20 protein-coding genes and 1 riboswitch are annotated in these 24,321 nt (G+C 68.9%); of the genes, 4 read left to right on the top strand and 16 right to left on the bottom strand.

Annotation, left to right across the window (positions count from 1 at the left end; translation table 11 throughout):
- Positions 1 to 53: 53 nt before the first annotated feature.
- Entirely contained in the window at positions 54 to 821 is a 768-nt protein-coding gene (locus tag ACOOGH_RS08220) for a VOC family protein (protein ID WP_420448457.1), read from the top strand.
- A gap of 30 nt (positions 822 to 851) precedes the next feature.
- On the opposite strand, the gene ACOOGH_RS08225 is transcribed toward ACOOGH_RS08220, so the two are convergent.
- The 4 genes from ACOOGH_RS08225 to ACOOGH_RS08240 all read right to left on the bottom strand — a co-directional run bounded on the left by ACOOGH_RS08225 (position 852) and on the right by ACOOGH_RS08240 (position 7,227).
- Positions 852 to 1,469, bottom strand: a complete 618-nt coding sequence (locus ACOOGH_RS08225) for a hypothetical protein (protein WP_420448458.1) — start codon at positions 1,467 to 1,469, stop codon at positions 852 to 854.
- The gene (floA, locus tag ACOOGH_RS08230; protein WP_420448459.1) at positions 1,469 to 2,461 is read right to left on the bottom strand and encodes a flotillin-like protein FloA; all 993 of its coding nucleotides are present in this window, start codon (positions 2,459 to 2,461) and stop codon (positions 1,469 to 1,471) included. The genes ACOOGH_RS08225 and floA overlap by 1 nt, the downstream gene beginning before the upstream one ends.
- A 1-nt stretch (position 2,462) precedes the next feature.
- Entirely contained in the window at positions 2,463 to 3,893 is a 1,431-nt protein-coding gene (locus ACOOGH_RS08235) for an NfeD family protein (protein ID WP_420448460.1), read from the bottom strand.
- 61 nt (positions 3,894 to 3,954) lie between these two features.
- Positions 3,955 to 7,227 (bottom strand): WD40/YVTN/BNR-like repeat-containing protein, encoded by a 3,273-nt coding sequence (locus tag ACOOGH_RS08240; protein ID WP_420448461.1) that lies wholly within the window; start codon positions 7,225 to 7,227, stop codon positions 3,955 to 3,957.
- 276 nt (positions 7,228 to 7,503) lie between these two features.
- Between ACOOGH_RS08240 and ACOOGH_RS08245 the strand changes: the two genes are divergently transcribed.
- Together ACOOGH_RS08245 and ACOOGH_RS08250 are read left to right on the top strand one after the other, a co-directional pair.
- Positions 7,504 to 8,844 carry an ATP-binding protein gene (locus ACOOGH_RS08245; RefSeq protein ID WP_420448462.1) on the top strand — a complete coding sequence of 447 codons (1,341 nt, stop codon included), beginning with the start codon at positions 7,504 to 7,506 and terminating at the stop codon, positions 8,842 to 8,844.
- A 30-nt stretch (positions 8,845 to 8,874) separates the two neighbouring features.
- Positions 8,875 to 10,122 carry a serine hydrolase domain-containing protein gene (locus ACOOGH_RS08250; protein WP_420448463.1) on the top strand — a complete coding sequence of 416 codons (1,248 nt, stop codon included), beginning with the start codon at positions 8,875 to 8,877 and terminating at the stop codon, positions 10,120 to 10,122.
- Here the strand turns inward: ACOOGH_RS08250 and ACOOGH_RS08255 are convergent.
- The 12 genes from ACOOGH_RS08255 to ACOOGH_RS08310 form a co-directional block, all read right to left on the bottom strand.
- A complete protein-coding gene (locus ACOOGH_RS08255; RefSeq protein WP_420448464.1) occupies positions 10,119 to 11,513 on the bottom strand; it encodes a DUF3526 domain-containing protein in 1,395 nt (464 codons plus the stop codon). The genes ACOOGH_RS08250 and ACOOGH_RS08255 overlap by 4 nt on opposite strands.
- Positions 11,510 to 12,958, bottom strand: coding sequence for a DUF3526 domain-containing protein (locus ACOOGH_RS08260; RefSeq protein WP_420448465.1), 1,449 nt, complete (start codon positions 12,956 to 12,958; stop codon positions 11,510 to 11,512). The genes ACOOGH_RS08255 and ACOOGH_RS08260 overlap by 4 nt, the downstream gene beginning before the upstream one ends.
- Complete coding sequence (locus tag ACOOGH_RS08265) at positions 12,959 to 14,389, bottom strand: DUF3526 domain-containing protein (RefSeq protein ID WP_420448466.1); 1,431 nt, start codon at positions 14,387 to 14,389, stop codon at positions 12,959 to 12,961.
- Position 14,390: 1 nt separating this feature from the next.
- Positions 14,391 to 15,815 carry an ABC transporter permease subunit gene (locus tag ACOOGH_RS08270; protein ID WP_420448467.1) on the bottom strand — a complete coding sequence of 475 codons (1,425 nt, stop codon included), beginning with the start codon at positions 15,813 to 15,815 and terminating at the stop codon, positions 14,391 to 14,393.
- Positions 15,816 to 15,824: 9 nt separating this feature from the next.
- Positions 15,825 to 16,565, bottom strand: a complete 741-nt coding sequence (locus tag ACOOGH_RS08275) for an ABC transporter ATP-binding protein (RefSeq protein ID WP_420448468.1) — start codon at positions 16,563 to 16,565, stop codon at positions 15,825 to 15,827.
- A 91-nt stretch (positions 16,566 to 16,656) separates the two neighbouring features.
- Complete coding sequence (locus ACOOGH_RS08280; RefSeq protein ID WP_420448469.1) at positions 16,657 to 16,974, bottom strand: DUF2946 family protein; 318 nt, start codon at positions 16,972 to 16,974, stop codon at positions 16,657 to 16,659.
- Positions 16,975 to 17,041: 67 nt separating this feature from the next.
- Positions 17,042 to 18,133, bottom strand: coding sequence for an aspartate-semialdehyde dehydrogenase (gene asd, locus ACOOGH_RS08285; RefSeq protein WP_420448470.1), 1,092 nt, complete (start codon positions 18,131 to 18,133; stop codon positions 17,042 to 17,044).
- Entirely contained in the window at positions 18,130 to 18,969 is an 840-nt protein-coding gene (locus tag ACOOGH_RS08290) for a hypothetical protein (protein ID WP_420448471.1), read from the bottom strand. The genes asd and ACOOGH_RS08290 overlap by 4 nt, the downstream gene beginning before the upstream one ends.
- The gene (metB, locus tag ACOOGH_RS08295) at positions 18,969 to 20,213 is read right to left on the bottom strand and encodes a cystathionine gamma-synthase (RefSeq protein WP_420448472.1); all 1,245 of its coding nucleotides are present in this window, start codon (positions 20,211 to 20,213) and stop codon (positions 18,969 to 18,971) included. Before metB ends, ACOOGH_RS08290 begins: the two co-directional genes overlap by 1 nt.
- Entirely contained in the window at positions 20,210 to 21,265 is a 1,056-nt protein-coding gene (gene metX / locus ACOOGH_RS08300) for a homoserine O-succinyltransferase MetX (RefSeq protein WP_420448473.1), read from the bottom strand. Before metX ends, metB begins: the two co-directional genes overlap by 4 nt.
- A gap of 91 nt (positions 21,266 to 21,356) precedes the next feature.
- Positions 21,357 to 21,475: riboswitch (SAM riboswitch) on the bottom strand.
- A gap of 78 nt (positions 21,476 to 21,553) precedes the next feature.
- Positions 21,554 to 22,021 (bottom strand): nucleoside deaminase, encoded by a 468-nt coding sequence (locus tag ACOOGH_RS08305; protein ID WP_420448474.1) that lies wholly within the window; start codon positions 22,019 to 22,021, stop codon positions 21,554 to 21,556.
- A 341-nt stretch (positions 22,022 to 22,362) separates the two neighbouring features.
- Positions 22,363 to 23,082: a hypothetical protein gene (locus tag ACOOGH_RS08310; protein ID WP_420448475.1), complete on the bottom strand. Its 720-nt coding sequence runs from the start codon at positions 23,080 to 23,082 to the stop codon at positions 22,363 to 22,365.
- Between the two features lie 19 nt (positions 23,083 to 23,101).
- On the opposite strand from ACOOGH_RS08310, the gene ACOOGH_RS08315 reads away from it, so the two are divergent.
- Positions 23,102 to 24,307, top strand: coding sequence for a DMT family transporter (locus ACOOGH_RS08315; protein ID WP_420448476.1), 1,206 nt, complete (start codon positions 23,102 to 23,104; stop codon positions 24,305 to 24,307).
- The last annotated feature ends 14 nt before the right edge of the window (positions 24,308 to 24,321 follow it).

The raw sequence follows: 24,321 nt of genomic DNA on the forward strand, positions 1-24,321 counted from the left end.
ACCCTTCACGACCAACCGCAGTTCGAAAACCGCGAACATTCCGGAGGCTGCACATGTCCGAGACACCACTCGGCCGATTCTGCTGGTACGAGCTTCTTACCACCGACCTCGATGGCGCGCAGGACTTCTACCGGGGCGTCGTCGGCTGGGAGACCGGCGCGTGGCAGGGGGAGGGGCCGCCGTACATCACCTGGAACAACAACGGCACGCCCATCGGCGGCGTGATGGAGTTGCCGCCCAACGCCCGGGCCGGCGGGGTGCCGCCCCACTGGCTGCCCTACATCTCGACGCCCGATGTCGACGCGACGGCGGAGAAGGCCGCCCGACTCGGGGGCACCGTGCACCACCGGATGGAACTCCCCGAAATCGGACGTCTTGCGGTACTGGCCGATCCCGGAGGCGCGGTGTTCACGGCGTATGAGCCGTCGGACGCCACCCCCGGGCACGACGGCCCGCCGGCCGTCGGCGAATGCTCCTGGCACGAACTGATCTCGGCGGACTGGGAGGCTGCGTGGTCGTTCTACTCCGATCTGTTCGGCTGGGAGAAGACGACGCAGATGGACATGGGCGGGCACGGCATCTACCAGATGTACGGTCGCAACGGCAAGGAATTCGGGGGGATGATGACGCGGACCGAAGACATGCCGCCCCCGTGCTGGTTCCTCTACATGTCCGTCCCCGACGTGCACGCTTCCGTGAAGGTGATCGAGGACCTCGGGGGCACGATCGTGACGCCGCCGCTCAAGATCCCGGGCGAGAGCGGGCACATCCTCCACGGGATCGACCCGCAGGGCGCGGGATTCGCCCTGCACAGCATGTAGCGGGTCCGGCCGTCCGGCCGCCGGTGCCCGCTACTCGCGTGGCGCCGGCGGTCCCTCGCGGTCGGTCAAGCCCGGCGGAGTCCCCAGAATCTCGGACAGGATCACGGCCCTCGCGAGCGTGGGATAGCGCTCGAGCCGCTCCAGCGGATTGCCGCGCCCGGAGACGGCGCTCGGGGACCGCGCGCCGGCGATCGGCGACATGGGGGGCGGCGTTCGCCGTCCCGGAGTGCGGGGCGGAGTCCGGGGGACGATAGCCGCCGGCGCCGGGGACGGCCGCCGGGCCGGAACCGGCGTGGTCGGGCGCAGGAAGGGGGGCGTCTCGGGCATCTCCTCCGGCTCCACGTGCTTCACCAGACTCCCCGGCCGCCCCTCCTCCGTCGCCTGCTGCATCTGCTCCTCGAGCTGACGCCCCATCTCGCGCAGCTGATCGCGCAGGCCCGGGCGCCGCGCGGGTGGCGGCGTCTCTTCCCCGGCAGGATCGGTGGCCCGCACGCGCGCCGGCTCGGCTTCGAACCCGGGTTCCGCCCCCGCCTGATCGAGCGCCTGTTCCTGCCGCTGGCGGTTCTTCTTCATCGCGGCTCTCATGCTCCGCACCCAGAAGAAGGCCAGCAGCAGGATGATGGGCAGCGCGCCCTCGAGATCAGGCATCAGCCGTCCTTATCGCCTTCCGGCGGCTTCGCGATGGACCTCCGCATCTGCGTGTCACTCTGGATGTTGCGGTACTTCATGTAATCCATGATCCCGAGGTTGCCCTCACGGAACGCTTCGGCCATCGCGAGCGGGACCTCCGCCTCCGCCTTCACGACCTCGGCCTGCATCTGCTGGACCAGAGCGAGGTTCTCCTGCTCCGACGCCACCGCCATGGCGCGGCGTTCCTCCGCCTTCGCCTGCGCGATCCGCTTGTCCGCCTCGGCCTGATCCGTCTGCAGTTCCGCCCCGATGTTCTTCCCCACATCGACATCGGCGATATCGATGGAGAGGATCTCGAACGCGGTCCCGGAGTCGAGCCCCTTGGCGAGCACGGTCTTCGAGATGTTGTCCGGGTTCTCGAGCACCGCCTTGTGAGACGAGGCCGACCCGATCGTCGACACGATCCCTTCGCCGACCCGGGCCAGGATCGTCTCCTCCCCCGCCCCGCCGACGAGGCGGTTGATGTTCGCCCGCACCGTCACGCGTGCCGTCGCGATGAGCTGGATCCCGTCCTTCGCCATCGCGGCGACCTTCGGCGTCTGGATGACCCGCGGATTCACCGATACCTGCACCGCGTCGAGTACATCCCGCCCCGCGAGGTCGATCGCGGCGGCCTGCCGGAACGGCAACTCGATGCTCGCCTTGTCCGCCGAGATGAGCGCGTTCACAACCCGCTCGACATCGCCGCCCGCCAGAAAGTGTGATTCCAGTTCGTTCGTATTGAGCGGAAGCCCCGCCTTGTAGGAACTGATGAGCGGATAGACGATCCGCGGCGGGGGGATCTTCCTCAGGCGCATCCCCACCAGACTCCCGAGACCCACTCGAACCCCCGACGCCATCGCCGTGACCCAGAGTCGGATGGGCACGATCCACGACAGAATGAGTAGGCCCAGGGCGGCGACCATGAGGAGGATGATGCTGCTGCCCGCGAATCCGTCTAGTCCTTGCATATCAGACCTCGTTCCTGTTTTCGGCTGCCGGAGCCCTCTTGGCACGGCGCACGAGAACCCGCCCGCTCGCCACCTCGAGGACACGTATCGGGGTCCCGGCCTCGAGCCAGGGCCCCTCGGTTACGACATGGATGCGTTCGTCGTTGATGATCGCGACCCCTGTGGGCCGCAGGTCGGTCGACGTGACGCCAAGTGCGTCGATCAGATCTTCGCGCGGGGGCATCGAAAGGTAGCCCGTCTCGCGGCTCGTCGAGGCGCGCAGGAAAAGACCGGAGAAGCGTTTGCTTCGGGGGAGGTGCCGCACGAGCACCCACGTGGCGACCCCCACGAGAATGATCGAGAGAGAGACGAGCCCGGCCGCATTGAACACCTGGTCGAAGGTCGGGACCTGGCCCACCATGCCCATGACGGTCGCCCCGAGGATCGCGCCCGCCCCCAGGATTCCGGCGATCCCGAACCCGGGGATGACGAAGACCTCGAGCGCGATGAGCACGACCCCCGCGCCGAAGATGAGAATCTCCTCGATCCCCGCCAGGTGGACGAGGTGGTGCGCGCCGAAAAACGCGGCCAGCGAGGCGAGTCCCACCGCGCCCGCCACGCCGAAGCTCGGCGTCCGGACCTCTACTATGAGTCCGAGGAAGCCGAGGCTGAGGAGGAGCGGCGCAACCGCCGGGTTCGTCAGGAAGCGGACGATCGCCTCCGCCCAGTTGGGCTGGACCTCCCGCACCGGGGCGGCCGGAAGCCGCATGACCTCCAGGAGTTCGATGAGGTCCCGGACCTCCGCGTCCGCGACCCCGAGCGCCGTGGCTTCATCCGTCGTGAGGGTGAGCAGCCTGCCGGCTTCGCTCACGCCGGGGACCTCGATACTCTCGTCGACCATCGCCTCCGCGATCAGCGGATCGAGTCCCCGCTCCTCGGCCAGCGCCCGGAACTCGGAGCGCATGGCGCTCACCATCTTCTCCGGCGCCTTCTCGCCCTCGCCCGTGACCGGCGTGGCGGCTCCCAGCGTTGAGCCCGGCCGCATGTAGATCCGGTCGGTGGCGAGCGCGATCATCGCACCGGCCGAGAGCGCGCGGCGGTTCACGTAGGCGTAGGTCGGCACCTCGGAGTCGCGCAGGTCGTCGATGATCTTCCACGCCGCGTCGACCCGGCCGCCGGGCGTGTCGAGTTCGATGATCACGGCGGGCGCGCCGGACTCCGCCGCTTCCGAGAGCGCGCGCGCCACGAACGGGGCCACGCCGAGTTCGATCGTGCCGGAGATCGGAACCCGAACCACCGTGGCCGGGGACTGCGCGGACCGCCCGACGGGCGCGGAGGGCGCGAGGACGGAGCCGAGTCCCGGCGGCACGGGCCCGTCCGAGGCGGACACCGCGACAACTGCCAGCCCGAGGGCGAGCAACGGCGCGGGCAGCCCCGCGAGGGGTGAGTTCATCTCTCGTCTCGTCATTCGTTGCATGGGCCGCAATCTATCGGTGCCACGGGTCGGCCGCCCGTCAGCCGCCCGGCCGGTCCGGCAGTACGATCGGATCGCCCGCGGACGGCCGCACGGTTTCGGCGTAGAGCTGCGCGTTGAGCGCCGGCACGCGGGTTTCGATCAGCACGTTGAGTCGGTCGAGCAATTCCGGCATCACGTTCCAGACCTCGTCCACCTGCCACAGATGGTCCGCGGTCGGAAGCGTCGAGGACCCCTGGATCGCGTTCGCCACGCCGGCGTTCCGGCGCGCATCCCCCAGTTCGTCCCGGATCTCCTCGATCTCCTCTTCGATCTCCTCGATCTCCTCCTCCAGTCCCTCCGGCGCCTCTTCCGCGCCCTCGATCAGTTCCTCCGCTGCCGACAGTTGCTCCTCGAGCGCGTCCAGGGCCTGCCCCGCCTCGTAGATCGGGCCGGCCATGGCGTGGAGGCTCATGAGGGCGTCCTGCCGGGCCATCCGATCCGCCCGGCTCATGGGCCGCCGCGGCTCGGCGACGACTTCGACCTCGGCCGAGAACGTCTCGCCGCCCGCCTCCATGCTCACCGTGTAGGTGCCGGGGAGGACGATCGGCCCCTGCGGCGCACCACCGCCGAAGAACCCACCGCCGCCACCCGGACCCCCGCCGCCCTCACGTTCGTACGGCGCGTCGTAACGCCAGTCCCAGATGACTTCGTTGATCCCGACATCGGAGGGCGCCTCCAGCGAACGGACGTGTACCCCCGAAGCATCGGTGATCTTCAGCGCGAACGCCTCGTCGTCCGCGTCGTCCGCCTCGTGCTCACCCTCGTCGCCGTCGCCGTCGCCGTCCTCATCGCCGTCCTCGCCATCGCCGTCCTCGTGTTCGCCCTCCTCGTCGTCCTCGGCCATGGCTTCTCCCGGGGCGTCGCGCAGGTAGTAGCGGATCCGGGCCCCGCGCGGCGGGTTCGGGGCGCTGTAGGTGGCGCCGTAGAAGGGCCAGTCCCCTTTCTCCGTCCACATGATCGAGTGGTCGCCGAACACCGCCCCGGTCTCGGCCATCATCCCCTCGGACAGGGCCTCGAGCGGCGCCACGTCGGCGAGGATGTAGAGGCTGCGCCCATGCGTGCCGACGATGAGGTCGTTCTCGCGCGGATGGACGAGGATGTCGTCCACCGGCACCGTGGGCAGGTTGTTCTTGAGCTGCGCCCAGCTCTCGCCGCGATCCACAGAGACGAAGACGCCGACCTCGTTGCCGATGAAGAGGAGGTTGGGCGCGCGGTGGTGCTCGACGATCACGTTCACCGACCAGCCGTCCGGCAACCCGTTCGTGATTGCCCGCCAGCTCTGGCCGTAGTCCTCGCTCACGTAGGCGTAGGCCGCGTAGTCTCCGTTCCGGTGCCCGTCGAAGGTCGCGTACACGCGCCCCTCCACATGGTGCGACGGCTCCACCCGGCTCACGTACGTCCGTTCGGGAAGGCCCGGGATGCGGTCGACGACGTTCTCCCACGTCTCGCCGTCGTCCCGTGTCACCTGCAGGTTCCCGTCGTCCGTCCCCGCGTAGATGAGCCCCCGCACGAGCGACGATTCCTCCACCGACGTGAGGTTTCCGTAGTTCGAGATTCCGTCGTTGAGCGACATCTGCGGCTCGGAGCCCGGGACGCCCATGATCTCGAGTTCCTCGCGGTCGATCTGCTTCGTGAGGTCGAGGCCGCCGACTTCCTCCCATGACATTCCGTAGTCCCGCGAGCGCAGCAGGTAGTTCGCGCCCAGGTAGACGGTGGCCGGGTCGTGTGGCGAGAGGAGGAGCGGCGAGTTCCAGTTGTAGCGGTAGGCCTTCGTCGTGTCCCCGTCCGCGCGCGGGCCGACGATCGGACGCATGGGGATCTTCTCACCCGTCGTCAGGTCGTAACGGTTCATGTTCCCGCCCTGCGACTCCGAGTACACGATCGTGGAGTCGGTGGGGTCGACGATGGTGAAGAAGCCGTCACCGTACGCCGTCTCGTACCAGTCCTGGTGCCGGATGCCGTGGAAGGAGCGCGTATCCGAGGGCCCGCACCACGCATCGTTGTCCTGCAGCCCGCCGCACACCGCGTACGGCGTGCGCATGTCGAACCCGATCGCGTAGAACTGGCCGAGCGGGATGTTGTCGAACATGCGCCAGTGCGCGGCCCCGTCCCACGACGCCGCGACCCCGCCGTCGCTGCCCAGAATCAGGTGATCGGGGTCCTCCGGGTTGATCCATAGCTGGTGGTGGTCGACGTGGATCTGCACCGCCCCGTCGTTCCGGAACGTCCGTCCCCCGTCATCCGAGATCGCCAACTGCGTGCCGAGGACGTAGATGCGGTCGGGGTTGCTCGGATCGATGCGGACCTGGGAGTAGTACATCGGGCGCGGGTTCGTGTCCGACATCTTCTCCCACGTCTCGCCCCGGTCCGTGGAGCGGAAGGTGCCGCCCTGGCGCGGACCGCCTCCGCCGCCGCCGAAGCCCTGGCCCGGGCGTCGCGGATCCGCCTCGACAAGCGCGTAGACGAGGTTCCCGTCCTGGCGGTAGATGTCGATCCCGATCCGGCCCTTGTCGCCTTCCGGCAGACCCTCGGTGAGTTCCGTCCAGGTGTCGCCCCCGTCCACCGTCCGGTAGAGGCCGCTCCCGGGGCCGCCGCCGTTGAAGCCCCAGCCCGTCCGCTGCCGCTGGTACATGGCCGCGAAGATCGTGTTGGGGTCGGCGGGATCCATCGCGAGGTCGATGGCGCCCGTGTGGTCGTCGATGAAAAGGACCTTCTCCCACGACTCTCCGCCATCGGTCGTCCGGAAGACGCCGCGCTCGGGGTTCGAACCCCACAGGTCTCCCATCGCGGCCACATGGACGATGTCGGGGTTCCGGGGATGGATGAGGATGCGCGCAATGTGCTTCGTCGCCTCGAGCCCCATGTGCATCCACGTGTTCCCGCCGTCCGTGGACTTGTAGACGCCGTTCCCCCACGGAGAGGACTGACGGTTCTGAGGCTCGCCCGTCCCCACCCAGACGAGGTTCGGGTTCGCCTGGTGGAGAGTCACGTCCCCGATCGAACTCGTCGGCTGGTCGTCGAACAGCGGCGTCCACGAGGTGCCGTGGTTCTCGGTCTTCCACAGGCCGCCGGTCGCCGTGCCGATATAGAAGATCTGCGGCTTCGCTTCGACGACGGCGAGGTCCGCGATCCGTCCTCCCATGAGGGCGGGGCCGATCTCCCGGTACTCCAGATGCGAGATGGCCGTCTCGAGCGCGGACTGGGCGGCGCCGGTCGCGGCGCCGAAGAGGAGGCCGGCGGCGGACAGGGCAAGGACTCGGGCTGCTTTCATGGTACTGCCTCGGAAACGGGGAGATGACGGGCTTCCGCCCGGAATACTGCACGACAGAGATACCCGCGCAATACAAGGGGGCCGGAGCGCACGGCGTGAGCAGCCCCCGAAGGGCCACGAACCGTCGGCCTACCGGGCAGAGCTGAGGTTGCGTTTCCGTTTTCGTTGAATATCTGTCCATGTAGACGTTGAAAATCTGTTTCTGTAGGCGTTGAAAATCTGTCTATCTCCCACTACCCTATACCACGGGAAGGGCGTGTTGCGGGGGCGGTCGGCATGGAGTCAAGAACCGATGAAGGAGGGGACGTGGCGGCGGAACGCACATTCCGGCATGTAAGCGGGCGCGCGAGTGGACTCGACGCCGGGAGCTACCGCGATCGCGTGGCCGATCGGGAATTGAGGGAGTGTCTGGCCGCGGCCGGAGCAGTGCTGGTCGAAGGTCCGCGCGCCTGTGGGAAGACCGAGACCGCCCGGCACGTGGTGGCCAGCGAGGTCTTCCTGGATGTGGATCGAACGGCCCGGGACATGATCCTGGTCAATCCCGATCTGGTGCTTGAAGGCGCCACCCCTCGGCTAATCGATGAGTGGCAGACTGCCCCGGTGATCTGGAACCACATCCGCCGCGCGGTGGATGCGCGCTCCGGGAAGGGCCAGTTCATCCTTACCGGGTCGGCCGTTCCGCCCGATGACGTCACGCGCCATACCGGCGCCGGCCGAATCCTCCGGCTGCGCCTCCGCCCCATGTCGCTCTTCGAACTGGGGCACAGCACCGGCCAGGTGTCACTCGCGAACGTGCTCGGGAGCGCGCCTATCTCCCAACCGTCGATTGACCTGTCTGTGCATGACCTGGCCGAAATGGTATGCGTGGGTGGCTGGCCGGGGCATCTCCAATCGTCGGTCGCAGAGTCGATGCGCGTGAATCGGGGCTACGTAGACGACATCTGTCGTGCCGACCTGCGCCGCGTTGATGGAGTGCGGCGGGACCCGGGTCGAGTCCACCGCTTCATGCAGTCGCTGGCTCGAAACGTCGCGACGTACGCTTCCCTCGCAACCATCGCCCGCGATGTCTCCGGCCCGGACCAACCGTCGATGACGGGCCACACGGCGCGTTCGTACCTCACCAGCCTTGAACGCCTGATGGTTGTGGAGGACCAGCCGCCGTGGGCACCTCACCTGAGATCACGCTCGCGGCTTCAGACTTCCCCCAAGAGGCACCTTGTGGATCCGTCCATTGCGGCAGCGGCACTCGGCGCAGGGCCGGAAGAGCTCCTGCACGACTTTTCCTGGTTCGGCTTCCTCTTCGAATCGATGGTGATCCGCGATTTGCGCGTCTATGCCCAGGCCCTCGGCGCGAGCGTAAGCCACTACCGGGACCACACCGGTCTCGAGGTGGACGCCATCGTCGACGCGGGTCCCGGCCGCTGGGCGGCCTTCGAGATCAAGCTCGGCCTGGGCCGGATCGATGAGGCGGCGCACTCGCTCCTGAAGTTCGCCGATCGAGTGGATACGGGCCGGTGCGGTGAACCCGCCGCCCTTGCTGTCATCGTCGAACGCGGCTTCGGATATGTTCGTCCGGACGGTGTGAGCGTGATCCCGCTGGGGGCACTCGGCCCGTAGATCCGACACCTCGACACGGGAGGTCCTTCCATGATGAACGTTGCCCGACTCTTCGATCCGCGTCTGGCCGTCGTGGGCGTCTGCTTCGTGCTGGCCTGCGGGCCGGCGCCGGATTCGACTCCGGATGCCGCGGTTGGCACGGAGCCCTCGCTGTCTCCGGAGGCGACCGCGATGCTGGTGGAGAGCTTTCAGGCCGAGCTTGACGCCGCCTGGGCGCAGGCGCAGGAGACCGACGAGAATTTTCCCGGGGCGACGGCCGCGTTCATCCTCCCGGACGGGCGCGTGTTCGGCTTCGCCACCGGCCTGTCGGACGTGGACGACGAGACTCCGATGACGCCGGACATGCGCATGGGCTCGGGCAGCATCGGGAAGACCTACGTCGCCGCGGTTGCCCTCCAGCTTGAGATGAACGGAGAGCTGGATCTCGACGCGCCGGTGTCGACCTGGCTCGGCGACGAGGAGTGGTTCTCCCGGGTCCCCAATCACGCGGACCTGACGGTGCGCAACCTCCTCAACCACACGGCCGGCATGATCCAGCCGTACTTCGAGGACCCGGATTTCGCCGTGCAACTCGGCGAAGTGTTCAGCGATCCCGACGCCTACATGACCCCCGAAGAGTTCATCGCGGAGACGGTGCTCGACGCGGAGCCGCTCTTTCCGGCCGGCGGGGGATACCACTACAGCGACGTGCACTACACGCTGGCGGGCCTCGCGATCGAGGATGCGACGGGCCGCGCCTACTACGATCTGCTCGACGAGTTCTTCCTCGACCCGCTCGGACTCGATTTGACGCTCGCGGCGGACCGGCGCGACCTGCCCGGCCTCGCGCAGGGCTACGCGCACCGGAGTTCAGAACTCTACGGCACGCCGCTCGAGGTCGTGGTGGACGGCGCCCTCATCCTCCATCCCCTCCAGGAGTGGACGGGGGGCGGCCTCGTGAACAATCCGCAGGCGATGGTGCGCTGGGCGAAGCTCTTGTACGAGGGCGAGGCGATCGAGGGAGACGACCTTCCCCAGTTGCTCGAGGTCGGCTTTCCAAGGGACAGCACGCGACCGCACCTGGGATACGGCCTCGCGGTGTCCGTCGCCGAGAGCGAACACGGCTTGACGTACGGCCACGGGGGCTTCTGGCCGGGATACAACTCGCTCCTCGCCTACTACCCGGCGCGCGGCGTGGCCGTCTCGATTCAGATCAACTCCGACGAGTCACGGATGCGCGACCACCTTCCGAACCTTGCGGGCGTCCTGCTCGAAGCGCTGGAGAACGCCGCGCCCTAGCGGCCACCGGGAGTCAGTCGGCGCGCGGGCCGGAGGTCCGCGCGCCGACCGCGAGGGCGAGGATCGAGGCCAGGAGGAGGGCGGCCGTCGCCGGGACACCGGCACGCGTCGGGCTTTCTTCCCGCGTGGCCGGCTCGAAGGCGGGCACCCGATCCCACTCGACCGCGTCGATCGGCGCTGCGGCGAAAAATGATCGGGTAGAAGTGGGCTTTCAGCCGCTCATGGTGTCGGCGGACAGCGTCCTGGTACGCGAGTTGCGCGCCCAGATCGGTGGCCGCGAGCCGGTCGAGCGCGAGTTGGGCCGCGAGAGGGGGCACAAGGAGGGACCACCCTCGCGCCCAATCCTCACGCTCCCGCAGCACGTCCCGGTAGGCGCGCGAGGCATCGCGCGCGGCCCGGTCACCCCGGTGGTTCATGGCGTAGTACCAGGCCCACGTGAACACGTCCTCGGGGACGATCCGGTCGCTCCACTCCGGGTAGTCCTCGTAGAAGGCCTCCATCGTCTCGGCCTTGGGCAGGTCCCAGGCTTCGTGATACCCCTGGCGCTGGCGCACGGTGAGTTCCAGCGCCTCCGGGACCGGGTGGAGGATCGCGTTCGCGAGACTGAGCGCCGCGGGGGCCAGGAGGGTGAGCGCCACCCACGTCCCCACCAGGATCATGGCGTTGGCGGTGGAGGACCGGCGCCCGGACGCCACGCCCAGACTGAGCGCGAACCAGAACAGGGTGTGCAGGGCGACGAGCGCGACCGCCCAGGCGGCGCGGCCATCCAGACGGAATCCCGCCAGCGATGCCGCAACCGCGACCGGCACCGCGACCACGGCGCCGATGAGTATGGCCCGCGCCGTGAGCTTCGGAGCGAGGAGCCGGCGACGGCGGGCGAACAGGCGGACGAGATTCCAGGTGCCCCCCTCCCGCTCGCTCGAGACGAGGTCGTGGGTGAGGGCAATGATGAAAAGGGGGAGGAGCCCGATTAGCAGGAAGGCGAGGTCGAGATCTCCGGCCGCGGCGAGGCGAGGGTTCACCGTCTCGTTCTCGTAGAGTTGTCCCTCGAGCGCCAGGAGCCGGATGCGCAGACTCGCCGCCTCAACCTCCGTTCGACCCCGCGCGAGCGCGGCCAGGGGCAGGGGCGGCTGCGGCGCCGGAAAGGCCAGATAGTAGAGCACCTCCCCCGCTTCCGTCGTGGGGGGGTAGCTGGAGAGGAGGTAATCCAACTGGTCCTGGTAGGCGGTCTCCGCGGTGGCCCCGGTCGATGCCGCCGCCTCGATGTTCCGTCCGCCGCGCCATGCCGCGTAGATCCCGATGGAGAGGAAGAGGACGACCGCGACGGCGACGCCCGTGGAGCGCGTCAGCCGGAGCGTGTCCAGCCTGAGCAGGCGGTACCAGGCCTTCACGACCCCGACCGCTCCACCCCCACGCGCGCCAGCCGTCCCCGCGCCAGGCCGAGCCCCAGGAGCGGAAGGAGAATCCACAGCGCGAGTGCGGACAGTGAGAGGGAGCGGGCGGCCAGCGCCCCGCCGAGCGCGGGCGGCCGCGTTTCGAATGTGGGGAACGCGGTCCAGTGCTCGCGCGAGAGGCGCTGCGCCCGGTCGTTCTCATAGCGGATCTCGTTGATGTGGAGATCGTTGAGGCGCTGTATGATGCCGTACCGGTGGGCTTCCGCCTGGGCCCGGAACGCCTCCACCGCCTCGGGACCGGTCCCGGAGACCGCCATGGAGAGGTCCCGCGCGGCCAGGTAGGGGGAGATGAGTCCCGTCCAGGAAAGGACCTGGTCCTGACGGCGCTGGCCTTCGACCAGGTCCCGCTGGTGCTCCTCCTGGATCCGGCTGCTGATGGCTTCCCCTTCCCGGCTCACCACGCCGCCCCAGTTGATCGGGAGCTCCTCGACCGACGCCACGTCGTAGCGCGCCAGGTACTCGTCCCGCAGGGAGCGGAAGAAGGGATCCTGCGCGTTGTGGCTGTCTCCCACCTCGTTCAGCGCCAGTTCCACCTGGTGGGTGAACTCGGCGCGGGAGGGCAGCGGGTGCAGCGCCCCCGCTACGGAGGCTCCGAGGCGGGGCGCGGCGACGCAGAGGGAGACCCATACCGCGATCAACAGTGCCAGGGCGCTCCGCGAGGAAGCGCGGAAGGAGGAGGCGAGGACGGTCACCAGCACCCAGCCCGCCAGGTAGGCCGCGTAGATGGCCGCCAATCCGGCCACGCGCCCGGCGGAGACTGGACCGACGGCCCCGGACCCGGCGATCGCCACGGTAGCGAGACCGACGGGTAGGGCGGCGAGGGCCGCCACCACGCCCGTGCCCAGCACCTTGCCCACGAGGATCTGGGCTGGCGTCGCCCCTTGGGCGAGGAGGAGTCGAAGCGTGCCCCGCTCCCGCTCGGCGCTCACCGAGGCGAAGCCCACGACGACCACGAACAGCGGGAGGAGGAGGGAGAGGACGGTCGCCGGCGTGAGGCGGCCGAAGCGCAGCATCCCGGTGGCGTGCCGGGCCTCGCCGAAGTTGGCCGTGTTCTGCCGGTGCCCCTCGAGGAAGAGTGAAGTCCCCGCCCAGGCGCCGACTCCCGGGTCGAAGAACGCCAGCGGCGCCTCCTCCCGAAAGACGAGGAACCCGTAGTGGATGACCCGGTGCGGATGACGGCCCGGCTGCTCCACCCACTGGCGCTCCACCATCGCCTGGTAGCGCTCGCGCTGTTCCGCCTCGCTCGCGGCGTGATGCCGGGCTCCGAGGACCGCGACCACGCCGAGGGCGATGACGAGTCCCAGCAGGAAGACGACGTACCGGTCCTCGCGGACCGCACCCACCTGCCGGCGGGCGACGAGCAGCGCGTTGCGAAGACCCATCTAGTGGGCACCTCGAACCCGGCCGAGTCCGACCCCCGCGCCCGCACCCACGAGGACGAGGAGTCCACCCAGGACCGCGAGCGGAACCCCGGCGCGGCGGGCGACGTCCCCCGATGCCTCATCGGCGAGACGGAACTGCGGCACGCGGGACAAGACGCTGGCGTCCATCTGCTCGCTGGCGAGGATCGCGGGCACGAAGAACTCCCGCCATCGCTCGGCGAAGGCGCGTACCTGCGACTGGAAGGCGGCGAAGCGCGCGTCTCCCGTCCCCGCCGCGTCGATGAGCACTTCCTGAGCCAGGAGCGCGGGCGACAGGAAGCGGTAGCGGCGGACCAGGCCGATCTGCTCCGCGCGGCGCGCATCGTGTTCCGCCGTCACCTCCTCCAGGCGGCGGTTGACGGCATCGGTGGCGGCCCACGCGAGCGCGCCCAGGCCGGGCTCGTCGGCCACCACGCCCTCGGCCATTTCGGGATGGTCCTCCAGGTATCGGGCCAGGAGTTCGCTCCGCTGGTTCACGGCCTCGTTCGAGGCGTCGCGCTGAGCGGTGACCATCTGCACACGCGACGGCAACGGGTGCAGCAGCCCCGCCGCGATGTTGATCGCGGCCGGTAGCACCACCACGAGAACCAGCCACGCGCCCACCAGTACCGTGGCGTTCCAAGCGGAGGATCGCCGCAGGCTGTTCACCCACGCCGCGAGCACGAACCAGAAGAGCGCGTACGCGACGACCGCGGCGCACCAGAGGAGGACACGGCCGGGAGCGGCGAAGCCCCCCGCGACGAGGATCCCGGCCAGCGAGACGGCCAGGACCATGCCCACGACGAGGAGGGCGCGGAACGCGAGCTTCGCCGCCACGACGCCCCGCGCCGACACGGGCTGCGAGAGGGTCAGAGCCAGCGTCCCCTGCTCGCGCTCCTCCGAAAGAACGTTGAAGCTCAGGGCCAGCACGAGCAACGGCAGCAGGTACACGACCACGAAGGCCAGGTCGAAGCGTCCGACCATCAGGTTGAGGGGACTCTCGACCTCTCCGTTCTGCTGGAACGACGACTCGTTCGTGTAGATGTTGACGTCGTAGTAGTACGGCAGCAGGTCGCTCTGTCCGACCGTCAAGGCCGTGAGGGGGCCCGGCGTGAGCACCGCGGTGTGGTGGCCCCGCGCCCCGCCCAGCACGTTCGGGAGCCGCGGGTCCGAGAAGCGCGAAGCCGGTTCCGCACCGTTCTCGATATCAGCCAGTTCCCGCGCGAGGCCTTGCGCCCGCTCGACGTTGCCGGCCTGCGCGGCCTCCACGGTGCGCTCCTGAAAGCGTGTCCAGACCACGCCGTTGGCCAGCGCGTAGACCAGCAGGAGCGCGAAGAGCCCGAGCGCGATCCGGAGCGGCCGGTCCGCCACGAGCAGGCGCCACTCGTTCCGGATTACTGTGCGCGCGGTCATCCTACGCCACCTCCGCGCGTCGTACGCGCGACGCGGCGATCAGGATCGTTCCCGCGAGCCATCCCCCGAGGACGACGAGCGACAGGATCCGGTTCCCCAGCACCCAGGCCAGGGTTGGGGCGTCATACCGCAGCGGCGGGGTCTCCTCCCAGAGCTCGGATCCGGCCTGGTAGGTGAAATCGCCGCTGCGGGAGTTCTCCGTGAGGTCGCCGTTCATGCGCCGCATCAGGTCCCGGCGGTACGTCTCCGCGGCGCTCGCGAAGTGCCGGTGCTGCTCGACATCGGTTCCGGCCAGTCCCATGGAGAGCGCGCGCACGGCGAGCAGCGGAGCCGCGACCGCGGCTATCTCGTGGACGGCCCCTTGGCGCTCGAACGTGTCCCAGAGCGCACCGTAGTTGCGGTCGAAGATCCGGTTGCCGAACTCCTCGCTCGCCTGGAGAAGGACGCCGGACTGGTTGATCGGCAGGTCTTCGACCCGCTCCACGCCGTACTCCTTCAGCAGGCCCTCGGTCAGCGCCTCGTTGTTCGGACGCGCGATGTCCTCCGTGCCGGAGGCCATCTCCCGTTCCACCGTGCGAGCGAACTCCAGGGCGGAAGGCGTAGGGTGCAGCTGTTTCGACAGGTCCACCGCCACACGCGGCGCCACGAGACCGTTCACGACCCACACGCCCAACAGGATCACCAGCGCGGTGCGCGTCGAGCGGGCCCAGGCGGAGACGGCCAGGGAGAGCGCCACGAAGGCGGCGAAATAGACCAGGTAGACGGCGGCCAGGACCGCGGCCCGGGCCACCGGGGATGCCGCCGGACCCGGACTCCCGACGACGAGGGCCGCCGCCCCCACCGCCGCCGCCGGCACGAGCAGCAGCGCCAGCGCACCCGCGATGCCCAGCGCCTTTCCGAGCGCGAGGTCGCGCCGCCCGACCCCGGTCGCGAGCAGTTGCCGAAGCGTGCCCCGTTCCCGCTCGCCGGCGAGCGCGCCGAAAGTCAGCAGGATGATGAGCAGAGGTACGAGGTGCTGAAGCACCTGCGCCGCCGTGAGGGCCCCGATGCGCTGGGCCGCCGTCGCGTCCTGCGCCGGGCGCAACAGGAAATCGTTCTGCCGGTGCGCCTCGAGCCACACCGACGTCCCGGTGTATGGGTCTACGCCCTCGTCCACGAAGGACAGCGCCAGGCGGGGCTTGAACGCATAGATGCCGTAGTGGGCCGCGGAATGGGGATTCTTCTCGCCCTGCGTCTCCCAGTGCTCGCGGGCCGTCGCCTGGGCGGCCGCGTGCTCCCGCTGCGCCTCCCGCGCCTGGACCCACCCGTGGCCCAGGGAGACGAGCAGCAGCGCGCCCACCAGGACGGAGCACCACCGGAAGCGGCCGTCCCGGAGCAGGTCGGTGAATTCCTTGCGGACGATGTGGCGGATACCGTGGCTGGTCATCGACTTCTCCTAATCGTGCATGTGTTCCAGGTAGACGCGTTCCAGATCCGCGTGGCCGATCTCGTCCGTGCTCATCTCCGTGACCAGGCTTCCGTAGCGCATGATGCCCACGCGCGTCCCGGTCTCCTTGGCGCGAAACAGATCGTGCGTCGCCATGAGCACCGCGACGCCTCGATTTCTGAGCCGCTCGATCAGGGCCGAAAACTCGTTGGAGGCCTTGGGGTCGAGACCGGACGTCGGCTCATCGAGCAGGAGGGCGTCAGCCTCCTTGGCCATTGCGATCGCGATCCCGACCTTCTGCCGCATGCCCTTGGAGTATTCGGACACGCGGCGGTCGACCGCGTCGAGCTCGAGGCCGGCTTCGACGAGGATGTCCGCGAGCTGCTCGCGCCCCAGCGATCCCTTCCCGCCCAGAGCGGCGAAGTACTCGAGGTTTTCGAGCCCGCTGAGGTTGCGGTACAGCATCACCTGCTCGGGGATGTAGGCGAGCCGGCGCTTCGTTTCGCGGTCGTGGGTGGCTACGTCGAGTCCGGAAACCAGGGCCTGGCCTCCCGACGGCGACACGAAGCCGAGAAAAAGGTTGATCGTCGTGGTCTTCCCCGCCCCGTTGGGGCCGAGGAGGCAGTAGACCTCTCCCGGCTCGATGGCCAGGTCGAGGGCATCGAGGGCCTGCGTCGCGCCATAGCGCTTGCTGAGCCCGCGGGCCTCGAGGAGGGGCGGTTGCCCCGCCTGCGATTCGGCGGTCTGCATGGATTTCCATCTCTCGCGTTTGCTGCGCCGTCAGCGGCGCAACGGTCGACAAGTCTCCCGCCGATCTCCGGATCGGCGGAGGGGCTTTTCGCTACAGAGAGATGGGAAGCGGAGGAGCGCGGCTACGGTGAGGAGAGAGATGGACGGGCCGGACAATCAGCCGGCGTACGGCAAGCGCGGGAACCCACTCGATCGTGAGCCCCGTGACGCTCAGCGTCGCCGAGGAAACCACGGGTCCCGCCTTGTGCGACAAATCGCATACGGAACACGCCGCCGGGGAGTCGGCCGCGCCGCCGTGGGTATGCGAACCCTCGGCGGCGGTGACGGTGAGGAGCGAGAGGGCGACCAGGACTCCGGTCAGCAGGCGCAAGTGGCCCCGAGATCGTCCGGCATCGATCTGGTTTGCCATGGCCCCCTTCCGTTTCACGCCGCGGCGCACCGACCGGCCCGAGAGCGGCCGTTTCGCCGGCGGCACCCTAGGGAACGCAGGCCCTCCGGTCAACGGTCGTCGCCGGCACCTGCGGGGCCGACCTCGGAGGTCGGTGGGCCAGGCACAGTTCCGCGTTGGCGAGGCACGCCCCGGCCGCGCCCCGTATCCCGTTGTGAACGCCCACCACCAGTGCGAGGTCGTGCGGCGGGGAAGCCGCCCGGATCCGCCCTACGGTGACGGCCATGCCCTCCTCGGCGTTCGCGTCCAGGCGGGGTTGGGGGCGGTCGGGCTCGGTTCGGACTGCGAGCGGCCGCGCCGGAAGGGTCGGCAGCGAAGCCAGGTCGAGGCGAGACCGGAAGTCGCGCAGCACCCGGGCTGCGTCCAGCGGGGTGGCCGGCGTTCGCAGCTTGCAGAAGACATGCGCGGTGTGGCCATCGAGCACCGGCACACGATTGACCGCCACAGACACTTCGATGTCGGCCTCGAGGATCTTGTTGAGCTCGGGACCGATCTTCTCCTCCTCCCCGCGGATGCCCGGGATGACGTTCCCCGCGACTTCCACCGCGTTGAGGCCGCCGAGCCCCGCCCCCGAGAGCGCCTGCAGGGTGACCACGGTCGCCGATTCGATGCCGAACGCCCCCTGAATCGGGGCGAGCGCCATCGCCAGCCCCACGACCACGCAGTTCGGGTTGGCGACGAGCGCTCCGCCGGCCCGCGACCACGGCTGCGCCGCAATTCCGCTGATCGCTTCGGCGTTGACTTCCGGGATGATCAGCGGCGTATCGGCTCGCATCCGATGGGCCGAAGCGTTCGTGCACACGACGTGCCCGGAGCGGGCGAGGGCCAACTCGGTCTCCTGCGCGACGGCCGAGGGAAGCGCCGAGAGCACCAGCGGGCTCCTCAGCGGCTCGCCGGGAGCCAGGAGTCGGAGCGCGCCAGCGCCCGGCGGCGGGTCGCCGCCGATGGCCCAGGGCGTCGCCCCCGCATAGCGCCGCCCTGCGCGCCGTTCGGAACCGACGACCTCCGCCAAGTGGAAGCGGGCGTGCCCGTCGAGCATCCGCACCAACCGTTGGCCGACGATGCCGGTCGCACCGAGGACGGCAACCGGTACGGTGGGGGATCCGTTCGATCCGCTCATCGCGTCGCCTCCCATCGGCCGGGGCGTCCTACTCGTGTCCCCTTCCCCGTCAGCCCCGTGACCTGGAAGTCGAGCTTCCGATCCTCCGCGAAGTCGATGGCCTTCGACTGCACCACTCCCCCGCCGATGGTGCGCGCCTGCGCCCAGGTCAGCTGTGAACAGGGGGTCCGGGCATCCGCGGGGCCCGCATCCGGGCCATCGCAAGGGTGCGGACCGGGGCTCCGGCCAAGACGTGGATCCACGGGGAAGATGCCGTCCACGTCCTTGATGAGCCGGACCTGCGCGGCACCCAGGGCATCACCGAGAAAGAGCGCCGTCAGATCGGATCCGCCGCGTCCCAGAAGCGAGGGAACGCCCGTCGCGTCCACTCCGACGAAACCGGGAAACACGACCGCGTCGTGACTGGCCAGCGTCGCGCGGATCTGCGCCGCGTCCACCGCGACCGGATCAGCATCGGACAACGACCCCTGCGTGCGGATGGGCAGGCGCCACGAGTTGAATCCCGCGGCCCGCACGCCCCGCCCCGCGAGCGCCAGCGTCAGCAGTGCCACGGACGCCTCCTCCCCGGTCGCAAGCAGCGCACCCATCAGACGGTCGGGCAATATCCGGGCCACCGAGCGGGCCGCCGCCAGGAGCGAATCGGTGGTATCGCCCATGGCGGAGACCACCGCGACGACCGCGCGTCCGCGGGCGACCTTGCGTCCGATCATCTCGGCTACGACGGGGTAGTCCTGCGGCCCCGCCAGGACCGAAGAGCCGAACTTGAGCACGTGAACAGCGTCCCCGGGCAAGCGGTGGGGGGCGGCGCGAGCCGAGCGCTTCAGGGCGGATTCCATTAGGCCCCCACCGCAGCGGGCGCTTCCCCGGATGTCCGGACCGCTACGCCGCCGGCTGCTCCGGCGGCCGCCTCGGCGCGCGAGAGGGCCCTCTTCAGATCTGCCTCCAGGTCCTCACAAGCCTCTATCCCCACCGACAACCGGAGCAGTCCCTCGCCTATCCCCGCCGCCACGCGCGCGGGTTCGTCCATCGACGCGTGCGTCATCGTCCACGGGTGCGTGACCAGGCTCTCCACCCCGCCTAGCGATTCGGCCAGCGCGAAGTGCTCGATGCCGTCCACGAAGGCGTCCACCGCCAGCCGTCCTGCGCGCAGCTCGAACGACACGAGGCTGCCCCAGCCGCTCTGCTGTCGGCGCGCGATATCGTGTCCCGGATGATTCAACAGGCTCGGGTGATGGACTCGGGTAACGACGTCGCTGCGGCCCAGCAGATCCGCGATGCGGAGCGCGTTCTCCTCGTGTACGCGACTGCGCGCGTGAAGGGTCCGCATACCCCTGAGCGTCAGATACGAGTCGAACGGAGCCCCCGACACGCCCATGGCGTTGGTCCACCAGGCGACTTCCTCGAGCAGCTCTTCATCGGCCGCCACCACCGTGCCGCCTACGACGTCGCTGTGCCCGTTCAGGAACTTCGTGGTCGAATGCACGACGAGGTCGGCGCCGAGCTGCAGCGGACGCTGGTTGACTGGTGAGAGAAAGGTGTTGTCGGCCACGCAGATGGCGCCCGTCTCGCGCGCCACCCCCGCCCACGCGGCGATGTCCGTGATGCGCAGGTGCGGATTGCTGGGCGTCTCGATCCAGATCATCCGGGGCCGGAGTTGGCGGGCGAGTTCGAGCGACTCCGGGTCCCACGGATTGATGAATTGGACGCGATACGTGCCGCGATTCGACTCGGCGGAGAAGAGACGGTAGCTGCCTCCGTAGCAGTCGCGGGGCGCCAGGAGCAGATCGCCCGCCGAGAGCAGGCGCGTCGCCACGGCGATCGCCGACATCCCGGAAGAGGTCACCACGGCGCCGCACCCGGCCTCGAGTTCGGCGATGGTGTCGGCCGCGAGATCGCGCGTCGGGTTGGCCGTGCGGGAGTAGTCGTACGTTCCGCACACGCCCGGAGCGTCGAAGAAGAAGTTGGTCGAGAGGTGGATCGGCGGCATGACCGCCCGATGGGTCTTGTCGGCGCCGAGCCCCGCCCTAACGGCGCGGGTGACGGGGGACGTGGAAGGACGGGGACGGTTCAGCTTGCTCATCGCACCACCTCCGGGTTGCCCGCCTCGAGGAGAGTCGCTACGGCGTCGACTTCCTTGAGAAAGGCGTCGTGCCCGAAGGTGGACGGGGCGGTGATGTGTTTCGGGCACCTGCCGCTGCGCGCGGCCAGCTCATCGACGAGCCAGGGCGGGACCAGAACATCGGTGTCGAACGACACCAGAAGGGTCGGCGGCGGCAGCGATGCAGGTGCGGTGGCGTGCAGGTCGATCGACTCGGAGAGGGCGAGAAAGCGCTCGGTATCGAAGCGCCGGGTGAAGTCGGCGCCGCGCGCGTTCAGGTATTGCTCGACCGGAAAGCACGACGGCGACTGCCCCGGCTCCCCGACGTTGAGCGGGCCCGTTTCGAACCGCTCCTCAAATTCCCGCGCGCTCCGGTAGGTGGTCATCGCGAGGGCGCGGGCCAGCGCGAGGCCCCGGGCCGCCTGTCCGGTGGCGGCCCCCAGCTCCGCGGCCGAACGTTGAACCGAGCGGACGGCAGTCGCCATGGGATGCGTGCGGTGCGCGGCGCAGAGGATGACGAGCCGCGCCACCCGTGTCGGGAAAAGTTCGGCGAAGGCCAGGGCGACCATGCCGCCGTATGAGGCGCCCGCGAACGAGGCGGCGGCGATGCCGAGCTCGTCGAGCACGGCCGCGATGGCGCGCGCCTGGTCATGGCTTGTCACGGGCCGGAGCAGGCCCTCCTCCGAGTTCCCGCCAAGATAGTCGATGCCGACGAGCAGATGCCGCGCCGGGTCGAGCGCCGCGCCCTCGCCCACCACGCCGGGCCACCAGCCAGAGGAAGGATCGGAGGCGGTGGGCGCCAGGTGACGGCCCGCGGAGATGCCGCCGAGGACGACGGTTGCCGGTGCGCCGGCCGGCCCCTGCGCCTCGTAGGCGATCGACACGGAACGCGCTCCGAGGTGATCGAAGGGTATGGTGGCGCGTACCACGCCCGCACGAACGTTCGTCGTCGGGTCGGATTGGATGCGCGCGAGCGCGGCATGCGAGGCGAACGCAGCATGCGAGGCAACGCGAGCGGAAGAACGGTTGGCCATGACGACCTCTCCGAGTCTCGAGTTTGCCTCATCGGACTCCAGAGATTCGACACCCTTGCGACTACTGGCTGCCACCTGGAAGGCGGCGGGCGGTTCATCTTTACGGTGGACGCGAGTCCACCGCAGGAGTTGGCACCTTTGCGGGAATGCCACTTCCCACAGGTTGCCCCGGCGTCATAGGGCCTGTCCCTCAGCCGGTCTCGATGAGTTGTCGTACGGGCACTCTTAGGGAGGTGACCGTCGAATGTCAACTCGCCGGTCGCAGGCGAGTCCGGAGCAAAACCTTCTCTAGTAGAGTGTTCTGTCCTGCTTTACGCTCCATCGCTCCAGGATGGCGCGCGCCTTGTCAGAGGGGATCCGTACCAGCGACACGATCCTGCGCTCGCTCGGGGGCCTGGAGAATTCGTCGTAGATGTCTTCGTCGCTGAACCGGATGGCCGCCGCGTCCTCCCGGGTGTTGGCGTAGTACACGCGGCGCATGCGACTCCAGTAGATCGCGCCCAGGCACATCGGACACGGTTCGCAGCTGGCGTAGATCTCGCAGCCGCCGAGATCGAAGGTGCTCAGGCGGGCGCAGGCCTTGCGGATCGCCTGGACTTCGGCGTGGGCCGTGGGATCGTTGTCCGGCGTGACGCGGTTGGTCCCGGCCGCGATGATCTCGCCGTCCCTCACCACGACGGCGCCGAACGGCCCGCCGCCCTCCTCGATGCTGCGCTCGGACAGATCGATGGCCCGCTTCATGAATCCTTCGATCATGGGGACCGATCTCTCAGAACGAGGTCGACATGAACCGTGTGCAGATCGCTCGGAACACGATAAGGCTCCAGCGCTACAGTTCTCGACTCCGCGGCAGTATCATTTCCAAACCACCCGTTGACGATCAGGCACCTCCGGCGTTCACTGATTCCAAAGCTGACTTCCGTGAGGTATCCGCCATGCCCATCTGTCACGGTTCGGAAAGTAGCGAACTCCTGCGTTCGCCGCCGTCGTGGGCTGAAGAGTTAGCAACCGGATCACTCCAGGATTCCGATAGCGCATGGATATCCTCTGGATGGAGGCGCTGGCAGCCGCCGGGTCGCAGCGGTCCGCCCGGCCGGTTACGGGCGACGCATAGCGTCGGGAGAGGGTGCGGGAACGACTTCGACGTCGAACGTCTGAGTTGCCCAGTCATCCACGGTGACCGTGACCTGTGCCGTCCCCAGCACCCTGCCTTCGAGTGACAGGATCGTCTGTGACACCCACACCCTGACGACCTCCGGGGCTGACGATTCGGCCCTGAAGTATCGCGGTTGTCCGTAGGTGAAGTGGTTCGAGAGGTCAATCGTCGCGGCCCGTCCCAAAACGACTTGCGTGGCAGGGATGGGTACGCTCGGAAACGGCGGAGGGAGAAGCTGGGGGCCTGCAGGACTCTGCACCGCGAATCTCTGCTCGGCCGTGCCCCCTTGAGGGTCGGCGGCCGTTGCGATCACCGCGGACGTTTCTCCGAACCGTACGAAACGGATCGTGAGAGTGCTTCCAGATACGGACAGTCGGAGCGAATGGCTCGGCTCCACGCGGGCATTGTACGTCAGCGAATCGCCCTCAGGATCGCGAAAATAGCGAGAAAGGTCGACCTGCCGGCCCGTTCCGTCGAGGCTCATCGTGCGAATCTCGCCGATCGCCACCGGCGGCCGGTTTCCGAGCCCAAGGACGCTGCATCCCACGAGCCCCGACACCACTAACGAACCGGACGCCAGAAGCAGTCCACGCCGCCGGACCGGACGTCGTACGAGTCGCGCGGACAGGTCGATGGCTCGCTGAATAAATTCGTCATTCATGGTGCGACCCGGACACCTCATGCCTCTTCCTCCCCGGGATATCGACATCCACCGTCTGACGCCGCACAGAAGCACCTTCCTCCGCGAGGTCCGGATCGCGACTCTCAACCCCAGCCGTCACGGCCACAACGGCCTGTACACGCCTTCGTTTCGTTGGATCCGTCCGGGCGACCCGTCGGCGCGGACAAGGCACGTCGCGCGGGTTGCCGGTCGTGGACGGGGGAAGGTACTCATCCTTCCGGCCCGGGTCGGCCGGCCGGAGAAGCGGAGTCACCCCAACCACGGACCCACTTTGACGAATCCCAACGCCAGCCGACACGACCGGCGGCGCGCGGGCCAGCTCACGGTGGATCTGGGGCTCCTGCTCACGGCGATCATCTGGGGCATCAACTTCTCCGTCGTGAAGATCATCCTGCGCTGGTTCGATCCGCTGGCGTTCAACGCCCTGCGGTTCCCGTTCGCGGCGCTGGCGGTCCTGGTCCTCCTCCGGGCTACGGGGCGCCCGATCCTCCCTCCGCGGAGCGAGTGGCTGCGGGTGCTGGGGCTCGGTCTGGTGGGACACGTGGTTTTTCAGGCCGCCTTCATCTACGGGATCGACCTGACACTGACCGGGAACGCGGCGCTGCTCCTCTCGACGAGTCCCGTGTGGGTGCTCCTGATCGCCTCCGCGCTGGGCCGCGAACGGTTCAGCCTCGCGATCCTGCTCGGAGTCGTCACGACGCTGGCCGGCATGGCGATCCTCATCACGGGCGGCACCCACGAAGTCGGCGGGGCCGGCCTCGGAGACCTGCTCGTCCTCGGCGCCGCGCTCTCGTGGGCGGCCTTCACCGTGTTCGGACGGCGCCTCACGAAGCGTCGCGGGGCGCTCGAGGTGACGGCGTGGACCATCTGGGCCGCCCTTCCCTTCATCATCATCGCCGGGATTCCGGACCTGATGCGGGTCGACTGGAGTTCGGTCCCGGTGGGGATCTGGTTCGGGACGGCGTACACGGGGATCTTCGGGATCGCGATCGCCTATCTGCTGTGGTCGCGGGGCGTGCGCACGATCGGGCAGAGCCGGACGGCGGTGTACCAGAACCTCGTCCCGGTGATCGCGCTGGCGACGGCGTGGATGTGGCTGGCCGAGACGCCCACGGTGCAGCAACTGGCGGGCGCCATCGTCATTCTCTCGGGCGTCGCCGTGGCGCGCGGTCTCGCCGGGCGGGGGCGCCGTCGCGCGCAGTGATCGAGCGGAGAGCA

Origin of the sequence: Candidatus Palauibacter sp., assembly GCF_965213655.1 — a bacterium.
GTDB lineage: Bacteria > Gemmatimonadota > Gemmatimonadetes > Palauibacterales > Palauibacteraceae > Palauibacter.

Excerpts from the sequence above, each read along its gene's own strand:
- ACOOGH_RS08220 (WP_420448457.1), top strand. The coding sequence starts at position 54 with ATGTCCGAGACACCACTCGGCCGATTCTGCTGGTACGAGCTTCTTACC.
- ACOOGH_RS08225 (WP_420448458.1), bottom strand. The coding sequence starts at position 1,469 with ATGCCTGATCTCGAGGGCGCGCTGCCCATCATCCTGCTGCTGGCCTTC.
- floA (WP_420448459.1), bottom strand. The coding sequence starts at position 2,461 with ATGCAAGGACTAGACGGATTCGCGGGCAGCAGCATCATCCTCCTCATG.
- ACOOGH_RS08235 (WP_420448460.1), bottom strand. The coding sequence starts at position 3,893 with ATGAACTCACCCCTCGCGGGGCTGCCCGCGCCGTTGCTCGCCCTCGGG.
- ACOOGH_RS08240 (WP_420448461.1), bottom strand. The coding sequence starts at position 7,227 with ATGAAAGCAGCCCGAGTCCTTGCCCTGTCCGCCGCCGGCCTCCTCTTC.
- ACOOGH_RS08245 (WP_420448462.1), top strand. The coding sequence starts at position 7,504 with ATGGAGTCAAGAACCGATGAAGGAGGGGACGTGGCGGCGGAACGCACA.
- ACOOGH_RS08250 (WP_420448463.1), top strand. The coding sequence starts at position 8,875 with ATGATGAACGTTGCCCGACTCTTCGATCCGCGTCTGGCCGTCGTGGGC.
- ACOOGH_RS08260 (WP_420448465.1), bottom strand. The coding sequence starts at position 12,958 with ATGGGTCTTCGCAACGCGCTGCTCGTCGCCCGCCGGCAGGTGGGTGCG.
- ACOOGH_RS08265 (WP_420448466.1), bottom strand. The coding sequence starts at position 14,389 with ATGACCGCGCGCACAGTAATCCGGAACGAGTGGCGCCTGCTCGTGGCG.
- ACOOGH_RS08270 (WP_420448467.1), bottom strand. The coding sequence starts at position 15,815 with ATGACCAGCCACGGTATCCGCCACATCGTCCGCAAGGAATTCACCGAC.
- ACOOGH_RS08275 (WP_420448468.1), bottom strand. The coding sequence starts at position 16,565 with ATGCAGACCGCCGAATCGCAGGCGGGGCAACCGCCCCTCCTCGAGGCC.
- ACOOGH_RS08280 (WP_420448469.1), bottom strand. The coding sequence starts at position 16,974 with ATGGCAAACCAGATCGATGCCGGACGATCTCGGGGCCACTTGCGCCTG.
- asd (WP_420448470.1), bottom strand. The coding sequence starts at position 18,133 with ATGAGCGGATCGAACGGATCCCCCACCGTACCGGTTGCCGTCCTCGGT.
- ACOOGH_RS08290 (WP_420448471.1), bottom strand. The coding sequence starts at position 18,969 with ATGGAATCCGCCCTGAAGCGCTCGGCTCGCGCCGCCCCCCACCGCTTG.
- metB (WP_420448472.1), bottom strand. The coding sequence starts at position 20,213 with ATGAGCAAGCTGAACCGTCCCCGTCCTTCCACGTCCCCCGTCACCCGC.
- metX (WP_420448473.1), bottom strand. The coding sequence starts at position 21,265 with ATGGCCAACCGTTCTTCCGCTCGCGTTGCCTCGCATGCTGCGTTCGCC.
- ACOOGH_RS08305 (WP_420448474.1), bottom strand. The coding sequence starts at position 22,021 with ATGATCGAAGGATTCATGAAGCGGGCCATCGATCTGTCCGAGCGCAGC.
- ACOOGH_RS08310 (WP_420448475.1), bottom strand. The coding sequence starts at position 23,082 with ATGAATGACGAATTTATTCAGCGAGCCATCGACCTGTCCGCGCGACTC.
- ACOOGH_RS08315 (WP_420448476.1), top strand. The coding sequence starts at position 23,102 with ATGCCTCTTCCTCCCCGGGATATCGACATCCACCGTCTGACGCCGCAC.